This window comes from Gottfriedia sp. NPDC057991 (assembly GCF_042886615.1).
Classification (GTDB): domain Bacteria; phylum Bacillota; class Bacilli; order Bacillales; family Bacillaceae_G; genus Gottfriedia.
The window spans coordinates 520,079-546,720 of record NZ_JBHVQN010000002.1 but is presented as its reverse complement, the minus strand read 5'-3'; the positions used below and the strand labels follow the sequence as shown (position 1 = coordinate 546,720).

Sequence of the window (26,642 nt, the reverse complement as noted above, 5' to 3'; positions counted from 1 at the left end):
CGAATTTGTCAACAGTAGGAACTTTTCGATTCGGTTTGTCATCATACTGAATAGATATAAAATCTTAAAAATAAAACAACAGGTTTCCCTGTTGTTTTAAATTAGATGCTATTAACTAAGTTAACAACCTCTTCAGCTGTAGACATAGATAAAGCTTTTTCAGCTAATGTCTCCATCTCAGCTTTAGAAAGTTTAGCCATTTGACTACGAGCAGGTAAGATTGAAGTAGCACTCATAGAGAATTCATGTAAGCCTAATCCAACAAGTAAAGGAATAGCTAATGCATCTCCAGCCATCTCTCCACACATTCCAGCCCATTTACCTTCTTTGTTTGCAGCATCAATTACCATTTTAACTAATCTTAAAATAGATGGGTTATATGGTTGATATAAATATGAAACCTGTTCATTCATTCGATCCGCAGCCATTGTATATTGGATTAAATCGTTTGTCCCAATACTAAAGAAGTCAACTTCCTTAGCAAATACATCTGCTAGAACAGCAGAAGCAGGGATTTCTACCATCATACCAATTTCAATATTGTCTGAGACTTGAACATTTTCTTTTAATAACTGTTCTTTTTCTTCTAATAAAACAGCCTTTGCAGCTCTAAATTCATCTAAAGTTGCAATCATCGGGAACATAATTTTTAAATTACCATAAACACTAGCACGAAGTAATGCGCGTAATTGAGTACGGAATATTTCCTTCTGATCTAAACATAAACGAATCGCTCTGTATCCTAAGAATGGGTTCATTTCTTTTGGTAAGTGTAAATAAGATAATTCTTTATCTCCACCGATATCTAGTGTTCTTACTACTACCGGTTTATCACCCATACTTTCAAGAACTGATTTGTAAGATTCAAACTGCTCTTCTTCTGATGGGAAGTTATCGCGTCCCATATATAGGAACTCAGTACGGTAAAGGCCAACACCTTCACCACCATTATTGATAACGCCTTCTACATCATTTGGTGTACCAATGTTAGCTACTAACTCAACATGATGTCCATCTTTTGTAACAGTTGGCTCATTTTTCAGCTTAGCCCATTCAACTTTTTGAAGCTCGAATTTTTCTTTTTTAGCTTTATACTCTTCTAATTCTTCATTAGAAGGATCTACGATTACGTGACCATCTAATCCATCAACAATGACCATTACGCCATTTTCGATTTTACTTGTTACTTCTTTTGTCCCTACAACAGCAGGAATTTCAAGAGAACGAGCCATGATCGCTGAGTGAGATGTACGACCACCAATATCAGTTGTAAAACCTAAAGCATATTTACGGTTTAATTGAGCTGTATCAGATGGTGTTAAATCTTCTGCAATAATAATTACTTCTTCAGTAATATTAGCAGGGTTAGAAATGGTAACGCCTAAAAGATGCGCCATTACACGTTTCGTAACATCGCGGATATCTGCAGCACGTTCCTTCATATATTCATTATCCATGCTTTCAAACATTTGAACGAACATTGAAGCAACTTCATTCATCGCAAAATCAGCGTTTACACCTTCAGACTTAATTTTATCTTTAACTGGGTTAACTAGCTCTGGATCATTTAAAACTAAGATGTGCGCAGAAAAGATTGCAGCTTTATCTTCACCAAGTTCAGCATTCGCATGATCACGAATTTTTTCTAATTCAGTGTTAGAAACTTGAATTGCATTGTCAAGTTTAGCAATTTCAGCATCAATATCTGAAATTTGTTTTTTAACAATGTTTAATTCAGCATTTTCTAAGCGAAATGCTTTTGCAATTGCAATTCCACTAGAAGCGGCAATACCTTTAATATGTAAAGACATTATTCGCCTAAACCTTCTTTTTTCATTGTATCTTCAATTGCAGCTAGAGCTTGCTCTGCATCTTCACCGTTAGCACTAATTTTGATCTCAGTTCCTTGTTGAATTCCTAAAGACATTACACCCATGATTGATTTTAAGTTAACTGTTTTACCATTGTACTCAAGATTGATATCAGAATTAAATTTACCTGCTACGTTTACTAATAATGTTGCTGGACGAGCGTGAATTCCAGAATCAGCTGTTACTTTAAAAGTCTTTTCCATAATAATTTATCTCCTTTGTGATTAAATCTACATTTTTGGTATAGACGTTTGGCCTACTATAAATATTCTATTAAAAGGGGTGCATAGTGTCAACTATACTACCCCTTTTAAAATCAAACATTTTTCGTCTATTTAATTAGATTTATTTAATCTTAATGATGCCTACTTCACCTTTTGATTGTTTACCTGGCTTTTCGATTACAACTTGTTGTCCTTCAGCTAAGTTTGTAAAGACAACAGGTGTAATTGTAGACGGTGCATTTTCACGAATAAAGTGTAAATCAATTTTAACTAATTGTTGACCTTTTGTTACTTTCTCACCTTGTGAAACTAGTACTTCAAAGCCTTCACCATTTAGTTTTACAGTATCGATTCCAATATGGATTAAAATTTCTTTTCCACCAGTTGATAAGATACCAATCGCATGTTTTGTTGGGAATACATTTACAATTTCGCCATCTACAGGAGATACAACTGTGCCTTCTGAAGGAATAATCGCAAATCCGTCACCCATCATTTTTCCAGAAAATACCTGATCCGGTACTTCTGTAATTGGGATTATTTCCCCTTCAATTGGATTAATAATAGCTTCTTCAATAGTAGTATCTACTGCTGAAGCTGTTTCTTTATGTGCATCTTGACTAACAACCGGTGTTTTTCCAGTCATAATGTCTTTAATTTGTGATTTTAATGTATCTGATTTAGGTCCAAAAATTGCTTGAATATTATTTCCAACTTCAAGAACTCCAGCGGCACCTAATGCTTTTAAACGATCTTTATTTACATCATCTTTTGAATTAACTTGTACTCGTAATCGTGTGATACATGCATCTAATGAAGAAATATTACTTTTTCCACCTAAAGCTTGTAAAATTTCATATGGTAATTCATTAGCTGGAGTATTACCTTTAGTATCTTCAGCGATAGCATCTTCACGGCCTGGAGTTTTTAAATCCCATTTTCTAATTGCAAATCGGAAACCGAAGTAGTAAATCACTGCTAATGCTAAACCGACGATGATTACCCACCACCAGCCAGTTCTATTCGGTAGAACCCCGAATAATAAGTAGTCGATTAGACCACCTGAGAAAGTCATACCAATTTTAACATTTAATAATTGCATAATCATAAATGATAAACCAGCAAAGATCGCGTGAATTCCAAATAATACTGGAGCAACAAATAAGAATGAGAATTCAATTGGCTCTGTAATACCTGTTAAGAATGAAGTTAATGCTGCTGATGCTAAAATACCACCAGCGATTTTTTTATTTTCAGGTTTTGCTTCATGATACATTGCTAGTGCAGCAGCAGGTAGACCAAACATCATGAATGGGAATTTACCTACCATGAATGTACCAGCAGTTAATTTTACTCCGTCTTTTAATTGAGCGAAGAAGATTTTTTGATCTCCGTGTACAACCATACCTGTTTTATCAGTATATGAACCAAACTCAAACCAGAAAGGTGCATAGAAAATATGGTGTAAACCAAATGGAATTAATGAACGCTCAATGACACCAAATACGAATGCGGATAATGTTAAATTCGCATCAATCATATTATGTGAGAATGAGTTTAAACCGTGCTGAATTGGCGGCCAAATAAAGCACATTAAAATACCAAGTAATACTGAAAACGCCGCTGTAGCAATCGGTACAAATCGCTTACCTGCAAAGAAACCTAAGTATGATGGCAAATCAATTTCATAATATTTATTGTAAGCCCAAGCAGCTAAAATACCGACTATAATACCACCAAATACACCAGTTTGTAATGTAGGAATCCCTAATACATACGCAAATGATGGATCATCAAATTTGGCAATATTTAATGTTTTATCTAAAACAACATATTGTCCAACATCTTTGAACACACTCATTGTTTTGTTCATAATCAGGAATCCAACGATTGCAGCTAGACCTGCAACACCTTCTCCCCCTGCTAAACCAACGGCAACACCTACTGCGAATAATAATGACAGATTACTAAAAATGATGTCACCAGATTGTTCCATGACTTTTGCTACTAGTTGGAACCAGTGAGCATCAAGAAATGGTAAATACTTTAATGTTTGTGGATTTTGAAATGCATTACCGAATGCAAGTAACAATCCAGCAGCTGGTAAAATTGCAACTGGAAGCATAAGCGCTTTACCAACTTTTTGTAAAACTCCAAAGATTTTCTTAAACATTGTCTTCCTCCTTTTATCCAAACAAAAAAGGCATGAGCAGAAAAAATGAGATTATTGAATCCTGGATATAGTTTCCCCTACCCAAGTATAATAATTCACATTTTTTCAACTCATGCCTGATCGAATCAGTAACACGTTTAATGTGTACAATATTCAATTATGTTTTTATATGATTTCGCTTTCATTATATCTATAGAATTTAAAAATATCAAGCCAAATTACCTATTTTTTTTAATTATTTATTTATTATGTTAAAAAAGCGCCAAATTTCTATTTAGGCTTCTTAATTATTTATTAATTTTACTCTGAACAAGTCGTTCTAAGTGTAAGGTTAAGTATATTACTTCAGCTTCACTTGCTTTTTTATTTAATGAAGCTTGGATTGATTTTAAAATTTTCCATGCTAAATCATAGCATACAGGATATTCTTTTTTTAAAATTATGCCCAAAGCTGGTGACTCTTCAGATGAATTACCATGAAATATACGGTCAATTAAAAATCTCAAATGACGAACTAATCTTGAATAATGAATACTTTCTTTATCAATTTCAATTTGTAAATATTCTTCTATATAGATGACTAAATCTTTAATGATCTGAGAGAACTTATTTACATCCGAAACAACTTCCATTGATAAATTACTAACGATATGGAGCGTTACAAACCCTACTTCTTCGATCGGTAAATTTATATCAATTTCTTTATTTATCAAATCAATAACTTCTTGTGCAATTTTAAAATACTCTGGATACATTGCTTTCGTTTCTTGTAAGAACGGATTATCAACATTATAACCTTCTCTAATTCGTTTGATCGCAAATATTAAGTGGTCTGTTAACCCAATATGAATTTGCTCATTTAATGTACATCCTGTTCTTTCAGAAATTAAATAAATCGCCTGCTGCAGCGTACCCATTAATTTTTCATCCATAAAGTTGATTAATGATTTATATTGTTTTTGTTTTTGTTCATCTTTTAAGATAAACATTTTTTCTACTACACCTTCGGAAATTAAATCTCCTCTAGTTTTATTAAAACCGATGCCCTTACCCAACAAAACTACTTCGGTATGATCGGGATTTTTAGCTATTAAAACATTATTATTAAGAACTTTTTTGATTGTATAGCATACTGACATCTCTGACATTTTTTTTATCACCCCCAAGTTTAAAAAATCGCTTTTATATCATAACATAATTTTTCTGAAAAAGTTAAAACACGGTTTAAGTTTCATAAATTAATCATATTTTTTTGATAATCTATTATAGTAGGATAGAATATAAAAGTATAAATATAAATTGAGTAGGTGTTAAGAAAAATGATTAAGTTATTTGTAAGTGACCTAGATGGGACGATGTTTCACCAAGGTCAACTATTTGAACATGATGTTGAAGCATTAAAAAACCTTTTAAATCGCGGTGTTTTATTATGCTTTGCTTCCGGACGTTTAGATTATGAAATCGTAAAAATTATGGAAAGCTTAGAAGGTAATTTCCATCGTATTAGTATGAATGGAACTTATATTTATTCAAATGATGGCGAAGCATTGTTAGATGCAACATTCCACCCAAGTATAATCGATCAAGTTTACGAAATGATTTCACACGATAAATTTTTAATCTATGTAGCTGATAATTCGACATACTATATCGAAGAGAAAACGGATTTAGTTAGAGAAATTGAAAAGAACTCTAGCATGAATGCAGTTGAATTAAAAACACTAAAAACCGATTTAGGTAAATCGATTACACCAAAAAAATATGTAGTTTTAGGTGAAGATGAGGACTTACTTGAGCTACAAAAAGAATTACAAAAAGAACTACCTGAATTTGTAACTTCTTTTATTTCAGCTAAAAATTGTTTAGATATTGTTCCAGTTAATGTAAGTAAAGGTTCGGCAATTCAAATACTAATCGAAAAATTAGGAATTAAACCTGATGAAATTGCTTGTATCGGTGATGCATACAATGATATCTCGATGTTTGAACTAACTCCTAATAGTTTTGCAATGGAAAATGCCGACGATGAAGTTAAGAAATATGCTTCATATATCGTTCCTTCTGTAGCCGAAGCAGTTAAAATTGTTTTACAAATTAAGTAAGAGGAAAGGGTGCTTCTTGGGGCATCCTTTTTCTTATTGAAATATAATGTAAGATTTTTTGCTTTTTTACTCTAACTCATGAATCCACTATGTTAGTATATATCAGATTTCTCTTTTTTTACTTACTCATGAACCGTTTTATGAGTTGTATTCCAATCATTTTACCGATATTTCTTCTATTTTTGATTCCTTCTCTCTATTTCTTCATGAATGTTACCCTTTATTTGCAGATTTGCCAATTTTCTTTGCAGTTTCGACATTTTATTTGCATCTCCACTGAATAATAAAAAAAGAGTGCTTAAAAAAGCACCCTTTTTAACGGTCAATATCGATTGTAAAACGATAGCGATCAGCACGGTAAATACAGCTTACATATTCAAGTGGTATACCCTCATTAATAAACGTTACTTGATGTAGTTCTAATGCAGGAGAATCTTCCGCTACCTCAAGAATTAATGAATCTTTTTCTGTCATTAAAGAGGCTTTAATCCATTTTGTAGCTTTTTTAATTGAATAACCTAATGTAACTTCAAAATATTCATATAAGGAATGATTCAATGCTTTTTCATCAATTCGATTTACTAATTTTTTTGGTAGGTATGTTGTTTCGATTGCAATGGGATGTTCATTTGCTAAACGACATCTTTCAATTTTAAAAATTTCAGATCCACTTTCAATTGATAACACTTCTGCTAAATATTCATCAGCTTCGATCGTTGAAAAGCCAAGTAGTTTATTAGTAGGGGTCAATCCTATGGATGTAATATCCTCAGAAAAACTCCTTAATGATTTTAGTGATTCTTCAACTTCAATTCCGTCTTTTACTGATACAAACGTACCAATTCCACGTTTCCGACTTATTAATGATTCCTTTACAAGATTGTTTAATGCTTGTCTTATTGTCATTCTGCTTACATTTAACATCTCACTCAATGTTTGCTCAGAGGGAATTCGCTCACCAGGTTTCCATTCTCCTGAGTTAATTTTTAGCTTTAAAATCTCTTGTATTTGAAAATAAATCGGTAACGGTGAATTTTTATCAAGTTTTAACATTATTTATTACAAAGTGAGTAGGCTTCTTCATCAACAACAATTGTTACATTATTGTGGTTTTGGAGTGCAGTAGCAGGACAGTTAATATCTAATTTACCATTTAACATTTCCTTAACTGCTTCAGCCTTTTTGATGCCTGAAGCCACTAAAATGATTTCTTTAGCTCTCATAATTGAACCTATTCCCATAGTTACTGCATGAGTAGGGACATCTTCTTCGTTCTCAAAATAAATTTTATTTGCGTTACGAGTTGATTCTGTAAGCTCTACAATATGAGTAGGTGTATCAAATGATGTACCAGGCTCATTAAAAGCAATATGACCATTCTCCCCTATTCCTAAAAGTTGTAAATCTACAGGATGCTTTTGTAGTAATTCTTCGTAATTTTTACAAGCTTCTTCTAAATTTTTTGTATTTCCATTTGGTAAATGGTTTTCTTTAAAATTTAAATGGTTAAAAAGTTGTTCTGACATATAAGTGTGGTAGCTTGTTTGATCATCTTCTGCAAGACCAACATATTCATCAAGATTTACAGTGATAACGTTTGACACATCTGGTTTATGGATGCGGAAAAGTTCATAAATACCTAGTGGAGATCCACCTGTCGCCAATCCTAATGTGAATTCCGCTTTCCCTTCAAATGCCTTTACCATTTTTTCATATGCTACTTTTGAAATTTCTTCTGCATTTTTTACTACGATTACGTTCATAAAGTCACCTCATCTATATTTTTACCTTGTCTAGTTGTATCAATAACGAAGAAATCAGGAGTCATTTGCACAAAATCAGCGTCTTTACCTGGTTCTAATGCGCCCTTTTGTTTAAGACCAAATTCTTCAGCTTGGTTTATTGATGTCATTTGTACTGCTTCTTCAGGACTACAGCCAGTAAATGCCATAATGTTTCTGAATGCATCATCCATTTTTAAAATACTACCCGCAAGCGTTCCGTCTTCCAATCTTGCACTTTTATTTTTTACAAATACAGGTTGGCCACCTAATTCATATTTGCCGTCTTCTAACCCTTTTGCTCTCATCGCATCAGTAATAACACTTATTTTTTTAGCACCTTTTAGGCGATAAGCAAGTTTTACCATATCAGGATGAATATGAATTCCATCAGGTATCATTTCTACCATTACTCGGTCATCAAGTAATACATGTCCAACTGTCCCTGCTTCACGATGATGCATAGGTCTCATTTGATTGTACAAATGTGTAGCGTGGAAAATATTTCTACCTTCAAAATCTGATCTGATCGCATCAGAGTGACCTACTGTACCAACTACATTAGTCCGCTCTAGCTCTTTTTCTAACTCTTTTGCACCTTCAACCTCTGGTGCATAAGTAACTAATTTAATTAATCCGCCAGAAGCTTCTTGCCATTCTTTAAATAGTTCAACGTCAGGGTTAATGATGTATTCTAATGGTTGTGCTCCAGCTTTATTTTTATTAACAAACGGTCCTTCTAAATGAATATATTCAAAATGAGCACCAAGTTTTTTAGCCTCGTTTAAAGATTTTAAAGCATTTTTAATATTTTCTTTGGATTGTGTCATTGTAGTCGGGAAGAAGGTTGTTACCCCTTCCTTCATCATTTCTTTACCCATTGTTACCATTGAGTTAGGATTAGCATCCATTGCATCGACATCATATGCTCCGTGTATATGGATATCAATCATTCCAGGAATAATAACTGTTCCTTTTCCATCAATTATTTCTTCACCTTCATTTTCGTAGCTATTCATATGACCAACAGAAGAAATTTTTTCATCGTATCGAATATAACCATTTTCAATTACTTCTGTACCTGTGTAAATTTTTACATTAATAATTGATTTCATTTATTCTCCTCTTTCCTTTGCTTAAGAAGTCTTCGCCAATACTCCAATATAGAAAGTAGTGTTTACTTAATCATCATTCACATTCATTTAGATAAGTACCTTGATTTCTTCATAACTATTTTATGATATATACTCCTAGTTGTCTATACTACTTATAAGCAATTAACAAAAACGTCACAAATAATGACACTTTTGTAGATTCTTAATTCCCTTATACGACTACAAAAGTAGAAGTATTGGTTCTTGTCCTTCATGGATCAACCAATACTTCTTCTTTTTCGATATATAATTTATGACCATTTGTTGATAATTCGATATCTCCGAATTGGTCCGTTGTATATTGCTTAATTCCTAGGTGATTTAACCGCTTCATTACTGACCGATGAGGATGACCAAATAAGTTAAATTTATCATATGAAAGGATTGCGACTGTAGGATTTACAGCAAATAAAAACGCTTCTGAAGTTGATGTTGATGATCCATGATGCGGAATTTTTAGTACTTGAGCATTAATATTCTCATCTTTAATTAATCTTTGTTCGGCTTTTCTTTCAATATCTCCAGTTAATAAAATTGAAATGTCATCGTATTTTACCTTTAATACAATTGAACTATTATTATTCGTATACGATTTTTTCCCGCAATTTAAAACCGTGATCTCTACATTAGGGTCAAGCATTATTTTTTCATTTAATTTTGCAATACTCATTGGAATATTCTTCTGATACGCTTCTTTCTTATATAAGTAATAAGAATGTGAATTATATCTTTTCCCACTATCCAGTATTTTTGTTATCTTAACACTATTCATTACTTTTAATAACCCACCAATATGATCAATATCTGGATGTGTACTGACTAATAGATCGATCGCTTTTATATGTAGTCGTCTAAGTTTTTTTATAACGACTCCACCATGTTCAACATCTCCTCCATCGATCAGTACTGTCTTACCATTTGGTAAAATCATAACCATGCTATCTCCTTGACCTACATCAAAAAAATAAATTAATAATGGGTGAGTAATATAGCCGTAATTTGTAGTTCTTGCTTCACTATTTATGTTATTACTAAAAAAAGCAGTAAAAAAAATAAAGATAGAAAATATGAGAGAGTATAGTTTTCGATTTTTGTTCATTCACACTTCCTCCTAACAATATTTTCTCATAGCGATTTCAAAAGTATGTATGAAGCCCATAAAAATAAGTTGGAAAATAGAGTATACTTCAAATTGGAATTGTCATTCAAATCAGTGATAAAGACTAGCCCACTATCATTAAAAATGCACAAGAAAAAACTGTAAGCAGTTTTCGCTTACAGTTTTTTTAATTTACTCAAATACTTCCTCAAGTTTTTTTACAACTAATAAGGAATCACTAACTTGCATAGTCGTTTGATTTGTAATGTACACTCCGTGCATACCTAATTTTAAAGCCGGAGATATTTCATTAATAAAATTATCACCGATTGACACAATTTCATTTGGCATAACATTGAACTTATTCATTATACTTTTTAAATGGTTTTCGGTTTCTAACGGCTTCTTTCCATCAGTAATTTCAAGATGAAATAAATCGTTTAAATTAAGTAACTTCAGTAATCTAGTTACATCTTCGCGATCAGAGTTTGTTAACAATACTAATTTTTTAGAATCCTTAACTTTCTCTAAAGCCTCTTTTAAACCTTTTATATAAGGAATACTAAACTCTTTCGTAGCCATATATTCTTTTGTTTTATCATAACAGTGAAATACATCTTTTGCACCGTAGTGATAACTTGCTACTAAAGGAATCCACCAACCATCTCCTACTGGAATATAAGGTAATTCATAATTAATTTTTTCAATATAATTCTCTGGAAGTTCATCTTTAGATAGTAGCTGCCCTTCCCAAGTGAATACTTGAATCGGCTTCAATGTAATTGGATCTAATGATATGATTAAATCATTTTCAGAGTCATAAATTTTTCCAATTGTTAATGCGTGGTCATAATCTTTTATTTTTTTATAATCCCTTAAAAAAGAATCACGCTTTTCTGAACTTATTTCATTAGCTAGTAATTTTGCATAGTAATCGTAATGCTCAGTACCATCATACAAAGTACCATCTAAATCAAAAACTAATACTTTTGAATTCAATAATAAATTGTGCATTTCCTACTCCTTAGCTGTCTTTGTCTTTTACGTCTAAAATAAAATTAAATGATTTTTGATCATCATTTAATTTAAATTCATAAAATATTTTATACATACCTGCTTCAGGTAAATCAAGTTCATAGTTTACTTTTGAATGATTATTAGGATTACTAATTAGTTTAAAATATGTACCTTCTTCATTCATAATATAAAATTGGTGATTTGTAAATTTGGAACGTTTTTTAAACTGATCAAAATCAAATGTAATTTTACTCTTAGTTTTTGGAAGAATTGAAGTATAAAGTAGCGAAACTCTGTAATCATCAGTCTTTTTCGTTAAAATTGCTGTCGGAAATACTTCATCAGTTTTGTCCTTTTGTTTTTGGAAAATCTTTGTATCAAGCGTTTGATTATTTAAAAATAAACTAACATAATATGGAGTGTCTTTCTTAAAGGAATACTTGAATGTAAATTGATTATCTCCATTATATACAGGTTCAATGACTTTATAAGAATTTAATTGATCTGTCGTAATAAATAGTCTAATTTTGTCACGTTGTAACGCATTCAAAGTTCTAGATGATACGATTACTTCTTGTGAGGTTTTTTTAGTCGTTAGATTCCATTTTACCTTTTCAACTTTAATATGGCTAACCTGGCTACCACTTGATAACATACTATGATTAACTAGGCGATTGCTAATTAATAGAATAATTAATATCCCTATACATAGAGCTGCAATAAAACGAAATTTCATAGATCATTCTCCCTTAAATAGTTAAAATTAATAATTTTTAGTTATTTCAAGAAAGCTGATATTCTAATTGTAAACTCTTTCATTATTTTATCACCTGTGCAATAATTAAAATTCGCCATAAATTATCTGTACTGGTTAATTTTGTCTATGAATATTTCTATATTTAATATGTACTACGTCCATCTTACTTTTTCCTTTAAGTAGCGATACAAATAAGAATGTTTTTTATTTAAATGTAGAAACTAACATACTGATAATGGATGGGCTATTTACCAACAGTTTTAAGGAGGATCATTAAATGAGTATACATATTGGCGCTGAACAAGGTGCAATTGCTGATAAAATTTTATTACCTGGAGACCCATTAAGAGCTAAATATATCGCAGAAACATTTTTAGAGGATGTTGTTTGTTATAATGAAGTACGTGGAATGCTTGGTTTCACTGGTACATATAAAGGCCAAAGAATTTCCGTTCAAGGTACTGGAATGGGAATACCTTCAATTGGAATTTATGTAAATGAACTGATTAGTAGTTATGGTGTAAAAACTTTGATCCGCGTTGGTACATGTGGTGGACTTCAAAAGGATGTAAAAATTCGTGATGTCATTATTGCAATGACGACTTGTACAGATTCAAATATGAATCGTCAAACATTCCCTGGTTTCGATTATTCTCCATGTGCTAACTTTGATTTATTAAAGAAAGCGTATGATGGTGCAGTGAATAAAGGGTTAAATGTTAAAGTAGGTAATATTTTAACTTCAGATATTTTCTATCGAGATAATATGGACATGTATCAAAAATTAGGTGATTACGGTGTACTTGCTGTAGAAATGGAAACTACTGCATTATATACACTCGCAGCGAAACACAATGTAGACGCACTTACTGTTTTAACTGTAAGTGATCATATCTTCACTGGTGAAGAAACATCTGCACAGGAAAGACAAACAACTTTTAATGACATGATTGTTATTGCTCTAGATGCAGCAATCGCTTAATAGATCTTTAAAAAAACCTGGGATTAATGATCTCAGGTTTTTTAGTGTGTTGAAATGAAAATAAGGCATTTTTGAAAACTGGTAAACCAACTAAGAGAATAATTTATTGATTAAGTTGCTATTTGTTTATGTAACAGTATGTTGTTTTGATAAATAGACGTGTTTACTATAAGGGGATAATATCATAATGATCCCAGGCTTTTTCATAACTAAAAATTTAAATTTGTAAAAAATAATGAACTAATCAGCGTTTTAATAACACTTTACATCCAATCAAAGGTACAATAGCAATATCGAAAATCAATTAAGGATGGTTAGGAATGAAGAAACAGCAATCAATTTTATTTTTCACCTGGATTGTAAGTATAATTGCAACACTAGGTAGTTTATCATTTTCAGTTATTAATCATTGGACACCGTGTTCATTATGCTGGTATCAGCGAATTTTTATGTACCCGATCGTTTTTATTATAGGAATCGCTTTTTATAAAAATAAAATCAAAGATATTATTTATGTTTTACCTTTATCACTAATAGGTATGTGTATTTCCATCTATCATATTTTAATTCAAAAAGTTCCTGCACTTAAGGAAACAGCAACGCAGTGTGGTCCGGTCCCTTGTACTGGAGATTATTTAAATTGGTTTGGATTCATCACAATTCCAATGTTAGCATTTGTTGCATTCCTACTTATTAATATTTGCTGCATAACTCTTTTACGAAAATCAAATTAAAATAATTCAAGCTGCTCGGTAGAAGATGGTCCAAATTCAATACCTAGCAGCTTCATTAATTGTTTAGCATTATCCGCTGCATCTCCACCAGAATTATTATTAAACAGTATACAAATTTCTTTTGTGTTTTTTAATAACTGTTCAATTCTTTCTACCCATTCGTATAATTCTTCTTCATTATATCGGTATAAATAACGTACCTCACGCCAATTATCTTGTCCATTGTGATTCCATCCATATCTATTTCGACCATGGAAACGGATTAAAGTTAAATTTGGATTTGTAGGATGTAATACGATTGGTATGCTACCATTACCTGCTTGTGGCTCATCACAAATTGAATGAATCCATCCTTCATCCTCCATAAACTTCAAAGTTTGCTCATAAAAACTGGGATAAAACCATGTCTGATTACGAAATTCTAAAATTGCTGGAATTCCTTTAAGTTTACTTTTCAAAGTTCTTAATAATTCAACATTTTCTTTTTTACAATTAAACCATGGTGGAAACTGAAATAAGATCCCTTTTAACTTATTCGCTTCAATTAAAGGCTGGATTGATTCCAAAAATGGCGTCAACAGTAAAATTTGTTCCTCTTTAGAATAATTTTGCCTTGAATGGCCCGTTATTCCTCCATATGCTTTAACGATAAATGAAAAGTCAGCTGTTGTTTGATTTACCCATTTTTGATAGTTTGATTGTGGCATAATACTATAATAGGAAGAATCAATTTCAACAATTGGAAAATGCATACAATATTGTCTCAATTTTTTTGAAGAGTGAATCCGATCAGGGTATAAACGATCATGATCGCCCCACCCAGTAACTCCAATTTTTATTCCCATACTTCTCTCCCATTAGTTCTTTCATTACTAATTAATTATTTCTAATTTTCATTAAAATAAACGAATTAGTTTGATATAATGACTACAGTATAATCTTATTTTAGTAGAAATTGGAGTATAGTGTAAATGATTACCGAGACTGTGCAAGAACTAAAAAATAAAATTACCGAACTTGAAGAAAAAGTAAAATCGTATGAAACAATTTTAAACACAATAACTTCCGGATCTATATTTTCAAATGAAACTCGTGAATTATCTAATTCGAATCATTTAACTAGAAATACAACTATATATCATACAAATAATGTTACACTTCCATTACATGCTAAATTCTCTAACTTTTTATCTAATAGTAGAAGAACTTTGCAATCGATCTACGATGCATTACCGCACCACATATTATTTATAGATAAAGATGGTATCATTACGCTATACAATCAACAAGTTGCGATTGATTTTAGAATTACTAAATGCGAATTAATCGGACGACATATTAGAGATTTATTAAAAATAGACGATAAAGAAATTTGCTTATTACAAACACTTTATTCAGGCGAAGAATATTATAATAAGGAAATTTTAAATATTAACTATGGCATTATCAATACTCGCATCATCCGTGATTTAAATGGAGAAATTTCAAGAGTAATTGGTGTTTTTCATAATTTAAATGAGGCAAGAGATTCTGAAAAGCTAGCAATGTCAGGTAGAATTGCTGCAGGTATAGCACATGAAGTCCGTAATCCACTTACAACTGTTAGAGGTTATTTGCAATTCTTGCAAGAAGAAGCTCCACCTCAATATAAGCAATTGTTTAATGATTTATTGATACCAGAATTAGATCGAGCAAATGGAATTATTACAGACTTTTTATCTATTACAAAAAATGCGAACTATAGACCAGAGCCAATTAATATTAATGATTTTTTATCAAATCACATCAAACAGCTATTATTTAGCGAGACCATTTTAAATAATGTTAAAATTGAATATTACCTATCTGAGGAATTAATGGGAGCACATATTTTCTTTGATAAAAACCAACTTGTACAAGTAATTTTAAATTTATTTCATAATGCATTAGATGCAAAAAAAGAAGGTCAGCTTACAATTATCATTGCAACTTATATTGAAAAAGACTTTATTTATATTGCATTAAGAGATGATGGAGTAGGAATTCCACCTTCAGATTTACCATATATATTTGATCCGTTCTTTTCAACGAAAGATGACGGTACCGGACTAGGTTTATCTCTAACTAAAAAACTGATTCAAAATCATAACGGTACCATATCCGCAATAAGCGGTCATAATGGTACTACTTTTACAATTACATTACCAATTAAATAGTTTTATAAAAAAAGACCAAAACATAAAAGTTTTGGTCTTTTTATTAAACAGATAATATGATTTTACCAGTTGATCTTCTACTTTCTAATAGATCATGTGCAAGCTTACCATCTTTTAAAGGAAACACAGTAGGTTGTTGTACGGTTAATTGTTTAGTTGCAATCCAATTAAATAGCTCATTACTTCTACGTAATCTCTCTTCTTTCGAAATTAGTACATTCCACAAGTCTCCACCAGTTAGCGTTTTTGAGGTATCCATTAACATTCTTGGATCAATATGAACTGGATCCCCTCCAGCCATACCATAAAATACAACTGTACCATGGACTTTTGTTGCTTCAAAGCTATCCATTATTGTAGATCCCACTGATTCATAAACAACATCTACACCATTGTTTTCTTTTGAAAACTCTTTTATTTGTGAAACCCAATTATCAGTATATAAAAATACTTCTTTCGCACCGATTGATAAAGCTTTTTCTCTTTTTTCTTGTGATGAAGTTAAGCCGATTACCTCGCCACCTTTTAAAAGAATCATTTGAGTCAATAATTGCCCAACACCACCTGCAACTGCATGAACAAGTGCAACATCACCTGCTTTTATTTTATAACTATCATTAATTAAATAATGTGCAGTTAACCCTTGTAGCATAATAGACGCAGCAATTTCAAAGTTAATTTCATCTGGTATTGGTACAATATGAGATTCCTTTGCAGCAACATACTCTGCATTCGAAAAAGGAACATCTGCAAACGCTACGCGATCTCCTACTTTATAGTCCATTACATCAGAACCGACTTCGGTAATTATTCCAGAGCCTTCATAACCTAAAATATATGGAGGATCACCTGCTAAATGATAATTTCCTTTACGACGATAAATATCTGCAAAATTAACACCTACAGCCTTCATTTCAACTAATACTTCATCGTTTGAAATTTTAGGTGTTGCTATTTCTTCGTATTTTAATACGTCTGATTGACCAAATTCTCTAAAAACTAGTGCTTTCATTTACATACTTCCTTACATTTAAAATTCAAAGACAAAATCCTCATCTGTTAATTTTTCCACTGTAACTGCTTTTACATACCCATTACCTTTAACAGAGAAGAAATCATGATTTTTAGTATCCGTTTTTAAACCATTTAAAACAATCGGATTAATATCTTCTTCATCAAAATAAGTATCAAATCCTAAGTTCATTAACGCTTTGTTTGCATTATATCGTATAAATTTATTAACTTCATCTACTAAACCAATTGAAGAATAAATTTCTTCTGTATATTGTAACTCAATTTCATATAATTGAACTAATAATGACATTGTTTCATTGTAAAGTCGAGTTTTTTGTTCATCAGTAAATTGGTCATAAATTTGTTGCGCTAATAATCCTACAAATACACCATGAATACTTTCATCACGTAAAATTAGATTAATAATCTCTCCACTAGCAGTCATTTTACCTTGACCAGCTAAGTATAACGGGAAGAAAAATCCACTATAAAATAAGTAACTTTCTAAGAATACACTTGCAACCATTGCCATGTACAACTCTTCATCCGAAACATCACGCTTTAATAAATTTAAATAATAAGAAGAAATTAATTCCGATTTTTTAGTTAAAATTGGATGCTCGTCCACCCATTTAAATAAATGTTCAATTTCATCTTCTGTAGCAAGCGTTGTAAAAATATGCGAATAGCTTTTCGCATGTACTTCTTCCATCGCACCCATAAATGCTAGTACACTTTTAGCTTGTAAATTTTTAAGATGAACTAAGATTAAAGGCATACCTTCTCCGCCTTGCTTAGTATCTAACAATGTTAATCCACCTAAAACCTTTTTAAATGCCGATTGCTCCTCTTTTGATAATGTATTCCAAGTATTTTTATCAGATGAAACGACAATTTCTTCTTCAGTCCAAAACTGCGATAGATTTTGCTTCCAAAATACTAAACTAAAATCATCCTCTTTTTTATTCCAGTTAACAGCTTTCATTTATATTTCCCCCTAATCATAAAGAAAGCTCGATGATATAGAACAATATGCATAAAGCATTCTATATTCGAGCTTTTCATTTTAGATCATCAAGTAATTTATTTAGATTCAGGTTTAGATTATTCAACTCTTTATATACTAAAGTTCAATACTACTTTTTTATACTGAACAACTAATGCATTCTTCTACACTCAATTTACGAGTACGTGTGTAATATAAACTCTTTAATCCTTTTTTATTAGCATAAATATAGTATCTAGCAAGCTCTCGCGTTGAGATATCACTATTTACATATAAAATTGTACTAATACCTTGATCGACATGCTGCTGAATTTCAGCAATTAAGTCAATTAGCTTAAATTGGTTGATATCATATGCCGATTTATAATACCAGAAATTATCTTTTGATAAATATGGCATCGGATAATAAGTTGTTGAATTTGCGTAAGTTCTAGATTCTATAACATTTACAATCGGCATAACGGATGAAGTAGCATTTTGAATGTAGCTAATCGATTGAGTAGGTGCGATTGCTAAACGATAGCTGTTATATAGTCCATACGCTTGTACTTGCTTACTTAATGTAACCCAGTCAAATTCATTCGGGATATAGATTCCATTAAATAATTCATTTACCTTGTCTGTTTTAGGTTCAAATGATTTTGAAGTATACTTTTCAAAATAAGTACCTTTAGCATATTCACTCTTTTCAAAATCCTTAAACGTTTTACCAGTTTCTTTAGCAATTAGCATACTTTTTTCAATAGAATAAAAGTTTACCATCATAAAGAATGTATTCGCAAAATCTTTAGCCTCAGCACTTTCATATGAAATTCCATTTTTCGCTAAAAATCCATGCAAATTCATTGCACCTAGACCTACTGAATGAAGTTCTTCATTTGCCTTTTTCACTGTAGGTGCATTCTCTATTTCCGTCATATCTGTTACTGCAGTTAATGCCTCAATTCCAACTTGTACAGATTCTTTGATCGCTTTATTTTCCATTACGTTTACAATGTTTAATGATCCTAAATTACAATTCACATCACGTTTGATCGCATCTTCTTCACCATAGTTATTAATGACTGATGTTTCTTGTAGTTGAAAAATTTCTGTCTCTTATATTCAATCAGGCCCGCTACAACCTAACCCGTTCTCTTATGAACTGCTACATGTCACCATGCAGGATAGACTATATCATCACCTTCAGCTCAACCTGGTAAGGTGCTCTGCTTTTCCACTCGCTTTTGAGTGTACTCTACTCGCTTCTTCACTGGAGTTTTTCATCCAGCTATGCTTTCGATAGTCGTTAGGCTTTTACTTATCTTAATCTTTCAGAAAGTCTCTTATAGGTAGGAAATTTATTGCGTTATTGTCTCCGGATTTGTTTTCTTCAGACATTCCTAAATATTGTGCTACATTTTGATTAATGAATTAACACTTAATACCTATAAGACACTTACTATAAATAGTTTAGATTAACGAATTAAGATAAGATTTAGCACGGTAGATTACCTATTATAAGGCTTCTCCCGTTTAACAGAGTTTTCGACTAGAATTTCTTCTAGAAGGTGCTAGCAATTAACACAAATTAGACATTTTTATTTCGCCAATATCCTTCAATGCATGCTGCTGATTAGCATTACTTTTATACATCAAATATGGATAACCAGATTCTAACTGAATCGCAGCAATTTTTACTAAAAGATCTCGAGCATTTAAGTCTAGTTTTTTCTTTTTAACACGCTCATTATTTACTAACTCTTCATATCTTTCATCTATATCAAAATCATCTAAATGAATGCCATATTCTTTATACACTGTATATGGTGCAAATACATAGAATGGTTCATTTTTTTCTGCTAGTTCAAAGAATTTATTTGGAACAATTAATCCGATCGATAGTGATTGAATTCTACTTTTCTCATCGGCATTGATTTTTTTTGTATCAAGAAATTCAACTACGTCCCAGTGGAAAATATTTAAATAGGTTGCACCAGCACCTTTACGTTGTCCTAGCTGGTTAGCATATGAAAATGAATCTTCTAATAGCTTCATAACAGGAACAACACCACTTGCAGCGTTATCAATTTCCTTAATTTGCTCTCCACGTGCTCTAAGTTTTGATAGATTTAGTGCAACACCACCACCGATTTTTGACAGTTGCATTGCCGTATTAATTTGAAATCCGATTGAATTTAAACTATCGTCCATTTCTAGCAAGAAACATGACACCAATTCGCCTCTTCTACTTCTTCCAGCATTTAAGAAGGTTGGAGTAGCTGGCTGATAGTTTTGTTGAATCATCATTTTTGCTAATTTCAATGCTTTTTCAATATTGCCTCTTCCTAAATATAATGCAACGATCGCAATTCGATCTTCATATCCTTCTAAATAATGCTTTCCATCATTTGTTTTTAATGCGTAATCTTTAAAGAATTTTGATGCGGCCATATATGATTGAAAAGTGAATCCTGCATTGTATACTAACTCATATAATTTTTCTATTTCATCAAAGGAGTAATCCATCTCAACATTATAATAGTAGTTTTCTTGAATCATATAGTTTAAGCGTTCTTTTAAAGAAGAAAACTGAATCTGTTTATCTTCAACTTCTTTCAAGAAACAAAGAAGCGCTTCTTTATCTTTTGCGAGATCAAAAAAACCATCTTTTTTAATCGTCAATTCATTATTCAGCTCAATATGTCTCAAGCTTTTCCACTCCCTCAATAAAATATTGTACATCTCGACTTGTCCCTGACAGTTCAAACTTTGATAACACTGGAACTTGATAGTCTGATGCTATTTTATCTGCACTTGCTGCAAAAGAATCTCCCCAGTTTTTATTACCACTTGCACTGACTGCTTTTAAATACTTCGAATTACTCTCCAAAAAAGTACTTACGTTTTCAGGTACGCTACCAAATCCTGCAGTATAAGTTATGAGAATATACGGTTCTTCGATTGTTAGTCCATCTTTTATTTGGATTGACGGCATTCTAACTTTATTGACAAATCGCTTAACATTGCCAGTCATTGAACTGTAAACTATCACCATATTATCACCCTCGTTAATATGTAAGAATATTGAAAATACTTATATTATATACCTACATATTGTATTACCTTTTTAGAACAAACACAACATATAGGTGCTGAATTTAAAAAATAAACATTTCGACAATATGTCTCGAAATAAAACAATATATGAAATTTAACAAATTATGGAGAAGAGTGCAATAAAGTGTAAAACGATTTTTTTGTCAAATGAGGTCATAACATTTTCACAAAAAAAGTACTCATTAACACCTTGCGAAATAAGAAAAAAAGCAAAAAAAACTTTTTTTTTTCGCAAACTTTTAATGAGTACACGATTAAAATAATATTATTCTGTCTTTAGATTTTAACAAAAATTGTTAACTTCTAGCTTCTTCCAAGTAAGTATAAATTGCATGGCCTCCATGCTGTGCAATCCCACGAAAGTGCTTAAAGTCCTCTCGATTAACGATTATTTGTCTAAATGCTAAAAAATCATCTTTTGTAACGTTAATTTCTGATATCTCACCTTTTACAAGCTGATCAATCAAATTGATAAATTCATTTTGTTCCATATAATCACCCTTTATTATTTTGATTGCCACAAGAAATAAACTTCAAACCTAACATTAACAAAGAATGTACTTAATGGAAACTAAATAGTTACATCAAGAATTTTTTCAGTAACAGCTAAATTCATATTTTTATTATTTACTAAAACTACTTCACTTTTTCCATCTTTTAAAACTAAGAATGCTTTAGGAATTACTTCTACTCCTGTTCCAATACTCGCAAACTCGTATGATGAATGAGCTTCGCCTAGCGCTAAAATCATTTCAAAAAATGGTACTAAAATAATTTTTTCAAAATATAAAATCGGATCACCTATAAGCGTATTACTACTAACCAAATTTTTAATTTCATTTGAAATTTCTACTTCAAACTCTTCAAACCATTCTTTCAACAAACTAACCTCCTGAAAGTGCTACAACCATTTTTGCCCTTCAAAAGGTTTTTAAACATAATTTCTATGAAAAAAGACATAATTGTATAAAAATTTAAATTTTCTCTTTACCTTTAAACCGTTTTCATGCATTATAGAAGGTGTCAAATCAAAACTTTGTTAGGAGATATGCTCATGAAAATTGCAGAAGCAGGAAATATCATTGAGTTTAAACAGGGATTGAAAGGTAGAGTACAAAAAGTAAATAAAAATTCTGTCATTGTTGACATATCCATAATGGAAAACTTCAGAGATTTAGAAATGGAACCGCTAACAGTCGTAAACCATAAAAATTATAAAATACTAAAAACAGCTGAATAGTTTAAAAATAGTATGATCAGCTTATATTCATATTTAAAAAGGTTCGAACTACATAGATTTCGATTCTATTATAATTTATTAGAATTCTTTACCAAATCAGTCTCAGGTCCCGTGTATATCACGGGACTTTTTTTTATGATAACAATTGAAAATGTGATAAGTGATATTCACAAAAAAATTTGGTACTAATCACACTTTAGTAAAGGAGATGGCTATTTTGTTTCTTTGTCCAATTCTTTAAACGATTTTACTTTATCATGTGGCTGATGGTTCGACTTTCTTTCATTCCAAAATCGTTCCTTTTCTTTTTTTGATTTTGTCATTTTCATACCTCCTAAAATTAATCAATTTCTTGTCATCTTATCATTTCACAAAAAATGAAAATCTATGTTAATTATTTTTTAGGTGTTGTTGGTGGATTTACTAGTAAAATATTCCTACCATTTGCTTTAACAATTGTTTTTTCTTTACTTGCTTCATTGTTAGTTTCAATTACAATCGTACCAATTTTAAGTCGCTATGCATTTAAGAAAGTACCACCTGAAGAAAAAGAAGATAAAATTCAAGTTTGGTACGGTAAAGTGATCGAAAAATCATTAAATCGCAAATGGATTGTTATTGTACTAGCTATTGTATTACTTGCAGGTTCTTTCTCTTTAGTAGGTAGACTTGGTTTCACATTTATTCCAAATGAATCTTCACGATTAATCATTGCTTCATTAGATCTGCCATCATCCACATCATTAGAAAAAACAAATGAAGTTTCATTAAAAATGGAAAAGATGTTCTTAAATATGAAGCAAGTTAAAGAAGTTTCTACTGGTGTTGGTAGCCGTGACTTTATGACTGGACTAAAAACTGAGAATAAAGCTAGCTATTTTATTAATTTAAAGCAAAGTGCAGATGTTGATCAATTTATTAAATATACAAAAAGTAAAATGGAGAAAGTAGCAACATCTGAAGTTCAAGGTGCTAAAGTAGGATTACAAGAAAACTCTTCTGGTGGTCCACCATCAAATAATAACGTTGACATCAATTTATATTCTAATAACTTAGTTGCATTTCAAGAAAGTGCAAAAAAAGTTGAAGACTATATGAAAAAGAATGATCACCTAAAATATGTTACGAATAATTTCGCAGAAAAACAAAAACAAGTTATTGTTTCAGTTGATGAGAAAAAAATTTCTGAAAATGGACTTTCCGCTGGAATGATTTTAGGTTTAGTTGCAGACCAAACAAACCCAGTCAATATGGGAACATTAAAAATTGATGGAAAAGATCAAAATGTGCAGTTAACTTACAATAAAGAACTCCAATCCGTAGAGGATCTTAAACATATTAAATTGTTTGGTAAATTAGGACCAATTAAATTATCAGATGTAGCCCAAGTTAAAGCACTTGAAACATATTCTGCAATTCAAAAATTAGATGGTAAAGTATTTGCTAAGGTCTCTGCTCAAATAAAAGGAAAAGACATTGCAAAAGTAACAAATGAAGTAATCAATGATGTAAAAAAAGACGTAGACTTGCCATCTGATGTAACTTTAAAAGGTGGTGGCGGTAGTGATGATACTACTCAAACATTTAAAGATCTAGGTGTTGCAATGGGAGTTGCAATCGGATTAGTTTATTTAACCATGTTAATTACTTTTGGAAAAGCTCGAATTCCATTTATTATTTTATCTGCATTGGTATTTGTACCAATCGGTTCATTTGTTGCACTATTCCTAGCTGGCGAACCGCTCTCAATTAGTGTAATGATTGGTTTACTAATGTTAATTGGGATCGTAACAACAAATGCAATCGTACTAGTGGATCGAATCGGACAAAATTTAGAACAAAAAAGATTACCTCTTCGCCAAGCAATCATTGAGGGAGGTAAAACACGTCTAAGACCTATATTAATGACCGCATTTGCTACAATAGCTGCTTTACTACCTTTAGCATTAACAACGTCTAGCGGTACACTTATTTCAAAAGGATTAGCTATTACAGTAATTGGTGGTTTGACTTCATCAACATTATTAACACTAGTATTTATTCCAGTTGTATATGAACTGTTCTTTACTAAGAGAACAAAGAAACATGCCAATTCTGAAGAAACGGCTAAAGTTGTTAATAATTGAATTTGATAAATAGTAAAAGAGAAAGGAAATAATCCTTTCTCTTTTCGTGCTGTTGAAATAAGACTTACTATTTATAACTCTAAAAATAAACAATATCTAGAGTTTGATGGAATAATAAAATTGCTCCGAATGTATTAACAATTCAAATCATTAATTGATCATCAAAAAATGATAATTTTATCATCAATATTGTTCACTTAACTTTCTAACTCGATCATTTCTAGATAAAAAAACTCCGACTTTTAAAAAGTCGGAGTAATTCCTTATAAATTTTGATCGTTAACTCCTGCTAGCCATTTTCTAACAGGTTCTAGTGTTTCCTCAATACAGCCATCATTAAATGGAGATTCAAGTTTAGCCTCTTTAACTAAGCCTAAAAATGATTTACTTCCTCCTAGTTGGCAAAGTCCAACATAATCGGACCACGCTGAATTTCGATCTTCATGCATTTTATTCCAGAATTGTAATGCACAAATTTGAGCTAATGTATAGTCAATATAATAGAATGGTGATTGGTAAATGTGCCCTTGTCTTTGCCATAAACCACCTTTCTCTAAATAACTATTTCCATCATTTGCTCGATGAGGTAAATATTTTTCTTCTATTCTCTTCCATAGTCCGTGGCGTTCCTCAGGTGTTAATTCAGGATTTGCGTAGATTTCATGCTGGAATTCATCTACTGCCACACCATAACTAATAAAAGTTATTGCACTACTTAAATGTGTAAAATAATATTTTTGTGTATCTTCTTTGAAGAATTCTTCTTGCCAAGGCCATGTGAAAAATTCCATACTCATTGAATGAATCTCACAAGCCTCAAAAGTAGGCCAGTTATACTCAGGTGTTTCAAATTTACGACTTTCATAAACCTGGAATGCATGACCAGCTTCATGTGTTAGTACGTCAATGTCACCAGATGTTCCGTTGAAATTCGAGAAAATAAAAGGAGCTTTATAGTTTGGAATATAAGTACAGTATCCCCCACCTTGTTTTCCTTCCTTAGCAACTAAATCTAGTAAATTTTCCTTTAACATAAAATTGAAAAACTCACTTGTTTCTTTCGATAATTCATCATACATTTTTTTACCATTCTCAATAATCCACTCAGGATTACCTTTAGGTGTTGCATTACCAGTTACAAATTCGAATTTATCGTCATAGTAATAAAGTTGTTCTACACCGATTCGATTAGCTTGTCGTTCTCTTAATTCGGTAGCGATTGGAACAATTGTTTCAAGAACTTGCTCTCTAAACTTCTTAACATCTTTTGCATCGTAATCCGTCCTCATCATACGAGCATATCCTAGTTCAATAAAGTTTGAGAAACCAAGTTTGTTTGCAATACGAGTTCGGATTTTTACTAATTTATCGTAAATCTCATCAAATTTATCCTGATTCTCCGAGAAGTATCCAAAGTATGTATCGTAAGCTGTCTTTCTAACCTCTCGATCTTTATCCTCGAAATGTGCTGAAATTTGTGCTAACGTTTTCACTTCACCATAAAATGGAAGTTTTGCAGCCGCTACTAACTTAGCATATTCAGTCGTTAGTTTATTTTCTTCTTGTAAATCTGGAATAACTTCTTCACTTAAAATTTTCACTTCACATTCAGCTAAAGCAAATAATTGATGGCCATATTTTTCTTCAAGTTGCTCTCTAAATGGTGAACCGATTAATGCTTTATAATATTGTTGCCCATATGATTGAACAATTGGAGTGTTCTCATCAAAAAACGCTTGCTCATCCTCATAAAACTGATCGTTTGTATCAACTGAATGGCGAACTGCACATAAATTTTCCATTGTTGAAAATTCATTTCTTAAATCATTGATTTCATTCATTGCTAATTCTTGTTCATAGACCGTTGAAGCATCATAAAAATTTTGTAGTGAACGTTTAAATTGTTCCCCTAAGTTCTTAATATTTGGTCTTGAATACTGGTAATCTTGAAAACCCATGTTAATCCCTCCATTTTTTGTGATATTGCTATTATATAAAAAATCTTCTTGTAAAAAAACCTAATTCTAAATAAATTTCTGAAAATTAAAAAATTTTTACTTAGAATCAT

At 31.5% G+C, this 26,642-nt stretch carries 24 protein-coding genes and 2 pseudogenes; 6 read left to right on the top strand and 20 right to left on the bottom strand.

Annotated elements, in window-relative coordinates:
* Positions 1-101: 101 nt before the first annotated feature.
* From ptsP to glcT, 4 genes are all read right to left on the bottom strand, one after another.
* A complete protein-coding gene (gene ptsP, locus ACFVR2_RS10055; RefSeq protein WP_387361288.1) occupies positions 102-1,811 on the bottom strand; it encodes a phosphoenolpyruvate--protein phosphotransferase in 1,710 nt (569 codons plus the stop codon).
* A complete protein-coding gene (locus tag ACFVR2_RS10050; protein ID WP_056474173.1) occupies positions 1,811-2,074 on the bottom strand; it encodes a phosphocarrier protein HPr in 264 nt (87 codons plus the stop codon). Before ACFVR2_RS10050 ends, ptsP begins: the two co-directional genes overlap by 1 nt.
* 142 nt (positions 2,075-2,216) lie before the next feature.
* The gene (gene ptsG / locus ACFVR2_RS10045; RefSeq protein WP_387361286.1) at positions 2,217-4,268 is read right to left on the bottom strand and encodes a glucose-specific PTS transporter subunit IIBC; all 2,052 of its coding nucleotides are present in this window, start codon (positions 4,266-4,268) and stop codon (positions 2,217-2,219) included.
* A 287-nt stretch (positions 4,269-4,555) separates the two neighbouring features.
* Entirely contained in the window at positions 4,556-5,407 is an 852-nt protein-coding gene (gene glcT / locus ACFVR2_RS10040) for a glucose PTS transporter transcription antiterminator GlcT (protein WP_097976180.1), read from the bottom strand.
* A gap of 180 nt (positions 5,408-5,587) precedes the next feature.
* Here glcT and ACFVR2_RS10035 point away from each other — a divergent pair, with 180 nt between their 5' ends.
* Positions 5,588-6,370, top strand: a complete 783-nt coding sequence (locus ACFVR2_RS10035) for a Cof-type HAD-IIB family hydrolase (protein WP_387361284.1) — start codon at positions 5,588-5,590, stop codon at positions 6,368-6,370.
* A 315-nt stretch (positions 6,371-6,685) separates the two neighbouring features.
* Here the strand turns inward: ACFVR2_RS10035 and ACFVR2_RS10030 are convergent, their stop codons facing one another.
* The 6 genes from ACFVR2_RS10030 to ACFVR2_RS10005 form a co-directional block, all read right to left on the bottom strand.
* Positions 6,686-7,423 carry a GntR family transcriptional regulator gene (locus tag ACFVR2_RS10030; protein WP_387361282.1) on the bottom strand — a complete coding sequence of 246 codons (738 nt, stop codon included), beginning with the start codon at positions 7,421-7,423 and terminating at the stop codon, positions 6,686-6,688.
* The gene (nagB, locus tag ACFVR2_RS10025) at positions 7,423-8,133 is read right to left on the bottom strand and encodes a glucosamine-6-phosphate deaminase (protein WP_387361280.1); all 711 of its coding nucleotides are present in this window, start codon (positions 8,131-8,133) and stop codon (positions 7,423-7,425) included. Before nagB ends, ACFVR2_RS10030 begins: the two co-directional genes overlap by 1 nt.
* Positions 8,130-9,266: an N-acetylglucosamine-6-phosphate deacetylase gene (nagA, locus tag ACFVR2_RS10020; protein ID WP_387361278.1), complete on the bottom strand. Its 1,137-nt coding sequence runs from the start codon at positions 9,264-9,266 to the stop codon at positions 8,130-8,132. Before nagA ends, nagB begins: the two co-directional genes overlap by 4 nt.
* 250 nt (positions 9,267-9,516) lie before the next feature.
* Positions 9,517-10,404 carry a ComEC/Rec2 family competence protein gene (locus ACFVR2_RS10015; protein WP_387361276.1) on the bottom strand — a complete coding sequence of 296 codons (888 nt, stop codon included), beginning with the start codon at positions 10,402-10,404 and terminating at the stop codon, positions 9,517-9,519.
* Positions 10,405-10,596: 192 nt separating this feature from the next.
* Positions 10,597-11,418: an HAD family hydrolase gene (locus tag ACFVR2_RS10010; protein WP_387361274.1), complete on the bottom strand. Its 822-nt coding sequence runs from the start codon at positions 11,416-11,418 to the stop codon at positions 10,597-10,599.
* A gap of 10 nt (positions 11,419-11,428) precedes the next feature.
* Entirely contained in the window at positions 11,429-12,157 is a 729-nt protein-coding gene (locus ACFVR2_RS10005; RefSeq protein ID WP_387361272.1) for a hypothetical protein, read from the bottom strand.
* A 298-nt stretch (positions 12,158-12,455) separates the two neighbouring features.
* Between ACFVR2_RS10005 and deoD the strand changes: the two genes are divergently transcribed.
* Positions 12,456-13,160, top strand: a complete 705-nt coding sequence (gene deoD / locus ACFVR2_RS10000) for a purine-nucleoside phosphorylase (RefSeq protein WP_387361270.1) — start codon at positions 12,456-12,458, stop codon at positions 13,158-13,160.
* Between the two features lie 320 nt (positions 13,161-13,480).
* Positions 13,481-13,894 (top strand): disulfide oxidoreductase, encoded by a 414-nt coding sequence (locus tag ACFVR2_RS09995; RefSeq protein ID WP_387361268.1) that lies wholly within the window; start codon positions 13,481-13,483, stop codon positions 13,892-13,894.
* On the opposite strand, the gene ACFVR2_RS09990 is transcribed toward ACFVR2_RS09995, so the two are convergent.
* Positions 13,891-14,739, bottom strand: coding sequence for a DUF72 domain-containing protein (locus tag ACFVR2_RS09990; protein ID WP_387361266.1), 849 nt, complete (start codon positions 14,737-14,739; stop codon positions 13,891-13,893). The genes ACFVR2_RS09995 and ACFVR2_RS09990 overlap by 4 nt on opposite strands.
* A gap of 126 nt (positions 14,740-14,865) precedes the next feature.
* Here ACFVR2_RS09990 and ACFVR2_RS09985 point away from each other — a divergent pair, with 126 nt between their 5' ends.
* On the top strand, positions 14,866-16,089 hold the full coding sequence (locus ACFVR2_RS09985; RefSeq protein WP_387361264.1) for a two-component system sensor histidine kinase NtrB: 1,224 nt from the start codon (positions 14,866-14,868) through the stop codon (positions 16,087-16,089).
* 43 nt (positions 16,090-16,132) lie between these two features.
* On the opposite strand, the gene ACFVR2_RS09980 is transcribed toward ACFVR2_RS09985, so the two are convergent.
* The 7 genes and pseudogenes from ACFVR2_RS09980 to ACFVR2_RS09950 form a co-directional block, all read right to left on the bottom strand.
* On the bottom strand, positions 16,133-17,101 hold the full coding sequence (locus ACFVR2_RS09980) for a quinone oxidoreductase family protein (protein ID WP_387361262.1): 969 nt from the start codon (positions 17,099-17,101) through the stop codon (positions 16,133-16,135).
* A gap of 18 nt (positions 17,102-17,119) precedes the next feature.
* Positions 17,120-18,088, bottom strand: coding sequence for a class 1b ribonucleoside-diphosphate reductase subunit beta (gene nrdF, locus ACFVR2_RS09975; protein ID WP_387361260.1), 969 nt, complete (start codon positions 18,086-18,088; stop codon positions 17,120-17,122).
* A 159-nt stretch (positions 18,089-18,247) separates the two neighbouring features.
* Positions 18,248-19,204: pseudogene (locus ACFVR2_RS09970) on the bottom strand (ribonucleotide reductase large subunit); the annotation flags it as partial.
* Between the two features lie 468 nt (positions 19,205-19,672).
* Positions 19,673-20,800: pseudogene (locus tag ACFVR2_RS09965) on the bottom strand (ribonucleotide reductase N-terminal alpha domain-containing protein); the annotation flags it as partial.
* Complete coding sequence (nrdI, locus tag ACFVR2_RS09960; protein WP_387361258.1) at positions 20,787-21,146, bottom strand: class Ib ribonucleoside-diphosphate reductase assembly flavoprotein NrdI; 360 nt, start codon at positions 21,144-21,146, stop codon at positions 20,787-20,789. The pseudogene ACFVR2_RS09965 and the gene nrdI, both read right to left, overlap by 14 nt.
* A gap of 358 nt (positions 21,147-21,504) precedes the next feature.
* Positions 21,505-21,699: a hypothetical protein gene (locus ACFVR2_RS09955; RefSeq protein ID WP_387361256.1), complete on the bottom strand. Its 195-nt coding sequence runs from the start codon at positions 21,697-21,699 to the stop codon at positions 21,505-21,507.
* An 80-nt stretch (positions 21,700-21,779) separates the two neighbouring features.
* Positions 21,780-22,088 (bottom strand): spore germination protein GerW family protein, encoded by a 309-nt coding sequence (locus ACFVR2_RS09950; protein WP_387361254.1) that lies wholly within the window; start codon positions 22,086-22,088, stop codon positions 21,780-21,782.
* A 174-nt stretch (positions 22,089-22,262) separates the two neighbouring features.
* Here ACFVR2_RS09950 and ACFVR2_RS09945 point away from each other — a divergent pair, with 174 nt between their 5' ends.
* A complete protein-coding gene (locus ACFVR2_RS09945) occupies positions 22,263-22,448 on the top strand; it encodes a YkvS family protein (RefSeq protein WP_056474129.1) in 186 nt (61 codons plus the stop codon).
* 212 nt (positions 22,449-22,660) lie between these two features.
* Here ACFVR2_RS09945 and ACFVR2_RS09940 read toward each other — a convergent pair whose 3' ends face one another.
* Positions 22,661-22,771, bottom strand: a complete 111-nt coding sequence (locus ACFVR2_RS09940; RefSeq protein WP_235832784.1) for a DUF6254 family protein — start codon at positions 22,769-22,771, stop codon at positions 22,661-22,663.
* 24 nt (positions 22,772-22,795) lie between these two features.
* Between ACFVR2_RS09940 and ACFVR2_RS09935 the strand changes: the two genes are divergently transcribed.
* Entirely contained in the window at positions 22,796-24,574 is a 1,779-nt protein-coding gene (locus ACFVR2_RS09935) for an efflux RND transporter permease subunit (protein ID WP_387361750.1), read from the top strand.
* Between the two features lie 263 nt (positions 24,575-24,837).
* Here ACFVR2_RS09935 and ACFVR2_RS09930 read toward each other — a convergent pair whose 3' ends face one another.
* Complete coding sequence (locus ACFVR2_RS09930; RefSeq protein ID WP_387361251.1) at positions 24,838-26,532, bottom strand: M3 family oligoendopeptidase; 1,695 nt, start codon at positions 26,530-26,532, stop codon at positions 24,838-24,840.
* Positions 26,533-26,642 lie beyond the last annotated feature (110 nt).

What these genes read in the sequence shown, in the direction of transcription:
- ptsP (WP_387361288.1), bottom strand. Translation starts at nt 1,811, where the DNA reads ATGTCTTTACATATTAAAGGTATTGCCGCTTCTAGTGGAATTGCAATT.
- ACFVR2_RS10050 (WP_056474173.1), bottom strand. Translation starts at nt 2,074, where the DNA reads ATGGAAAAGACTTTTAAAGTAACAGCTGATTCTGGAATTCACGCTCGT.
- ptsG (WP_387361286.1), bottom strand. Translation starts at nt 4,268, where the DNA reads ATGTTTAAGAAAATCTTTGGAGTTTTACAAAAAGTTGGTAAAGCGCTT.
- glcT (WP_097976180.1), bottom strand. Translation starts at nt 5,407, where the DNA reads ATGTCAGTATGCTATACAATCAAAAAAGTTCTTAATAATAATGTTTTA.
- ACFVR2_RS10035 (WP_387361284.1), top strand. Translation starts at nt 5,588, where the DNA reads ATGATTAAGTTATTTGTAAGTGACCTAGATGGGACGATGTTTCACCAA.
- ACFVR2_RS10030 (WP_387361282.1), bottom strand. Translation starts at nt 7,423, where the DNA reads ATGTTAAAACTTGATAAAAATTCACCGTTACCGATTTATTTTCAAATA.
- nagB (WP_387361280.1), bottom strand. Translation starts at nt 8,133, where the DNA reads ATGAACGTAATCGTAGTAAAAAATGCAGAAGAAATTTCAAAAGTAGCA.
- nagA (WP_387361278.1), bottom strand. Translation starts at nt 9,266, where the DNA reads ATGAAATCAATTATTAATGTAAAAATTTACACAGGTACAGAAGTAATT.
- ACFVR2_RS10015 (WP_387361276.1), bottom strand. Translation starts at nt 10,404, where the DNA reads ATGAACAAAAATCGAAAACTATACTCTCTCATATTTTCTATCTTTATT.
- ACFVR2_RS10010 (WP_387361274.1), bottom strand. Translation starts at nt 11,418, where the DNA reads ATGCACAATTTATTATTGAATTCAAAAGTATTAGTTTTTGATTTAGAT.
- ACFVR2_RS10005 (WP_387361272.1), bottom strand. Translation starts at nt 12,157, where the DNA reads ATGAAATTTCGTTTTATTGCAGCTCTATGTATAGGGATATTAATTATT.
- deoD (WP_387361270.1), top strand. Translation starts at nt 12,456, where the DNA reads ATGAGTATACATATTGGCGCTGAACAAGGTGCAATTGCTGATAAAATT.
- ACFVR2_RS09995 (WP_387361268.1), top strand. Translation starts at nt 13,481, where the DNA reads ATGAAGAAACAGCAATCAATTTTATTTTTCACCTGGATTGTAAGTATA.
- ACFVR2_RS09990 (WP_387361266.1), bottom strand. Translation starts at nt 14,739, where the DNA reads ATGGGAATAAAAATTGGAGTTACTGGGTGGGGCGATCATGATCGTTTA.
- ACFVR2_RS09985 (WP_387361264.1), top strand. Translation starts at nt 14,866, where the DNA reads ATGATTACCGAGACTGTGCAAGAACTAAAAAATAAAATTACCGAACTT.
- ACFVR2_RS09980 (WP_387361262.1), bottom strand. Translation starts at nt 17,101, where the DNA reads ATGAAAGCACTAGTTTTTAGAGAATTTGGTCAATCAGACGTATTAAAA.
- nrdF (WP_387361260.1), bottom strand. Translation starts at nt 18,088, where the DNA reads ATGAAAGCTGTTAACTGGAATAAAAAAGAGGATGATTTTAGTTTAGTA.
- nrdI (WP_387361258.1), bottom strand. Translation starts at nt 21,146, where the DNA reads ATGGTGATAGTTTACAGTTCAATGACTGGCAATGTTAAGCGATTTGTC.
- ACFVR2_RS09955 (WP_387361256.1), bottom strand. Translation starts at nt 21,699, where the DNA reads ATGGAACAAAATGAATTTATCAATTTGATTGATCAGCTTGTAAAAGGT.
- ACFVR2_RS09945 (WP_056474129.1), top strand. Translation starts at nt 22,263, where the DNA reads ATGAAAATTGCAGAAGCAGGAAATATCATTGAGTTTAAACAGGGATTG.
- ACFVR2_RS09940 (WP_235832784.1), bottom strand. Translation starts at nt 22,771, where the DNA reads ATGACAAAATCAAAAAAAGAAAAGGAACGATTTTGGAATGAAAGAAAG.
- ACFVR2_RS09930 (WP_387361251.1), bottom strand. Translation starts at nt 26,532, where the DNA reads ATGGGTTTTCAAGATTACCAGTATTCAAGACCAAATATTAAGAACTTA.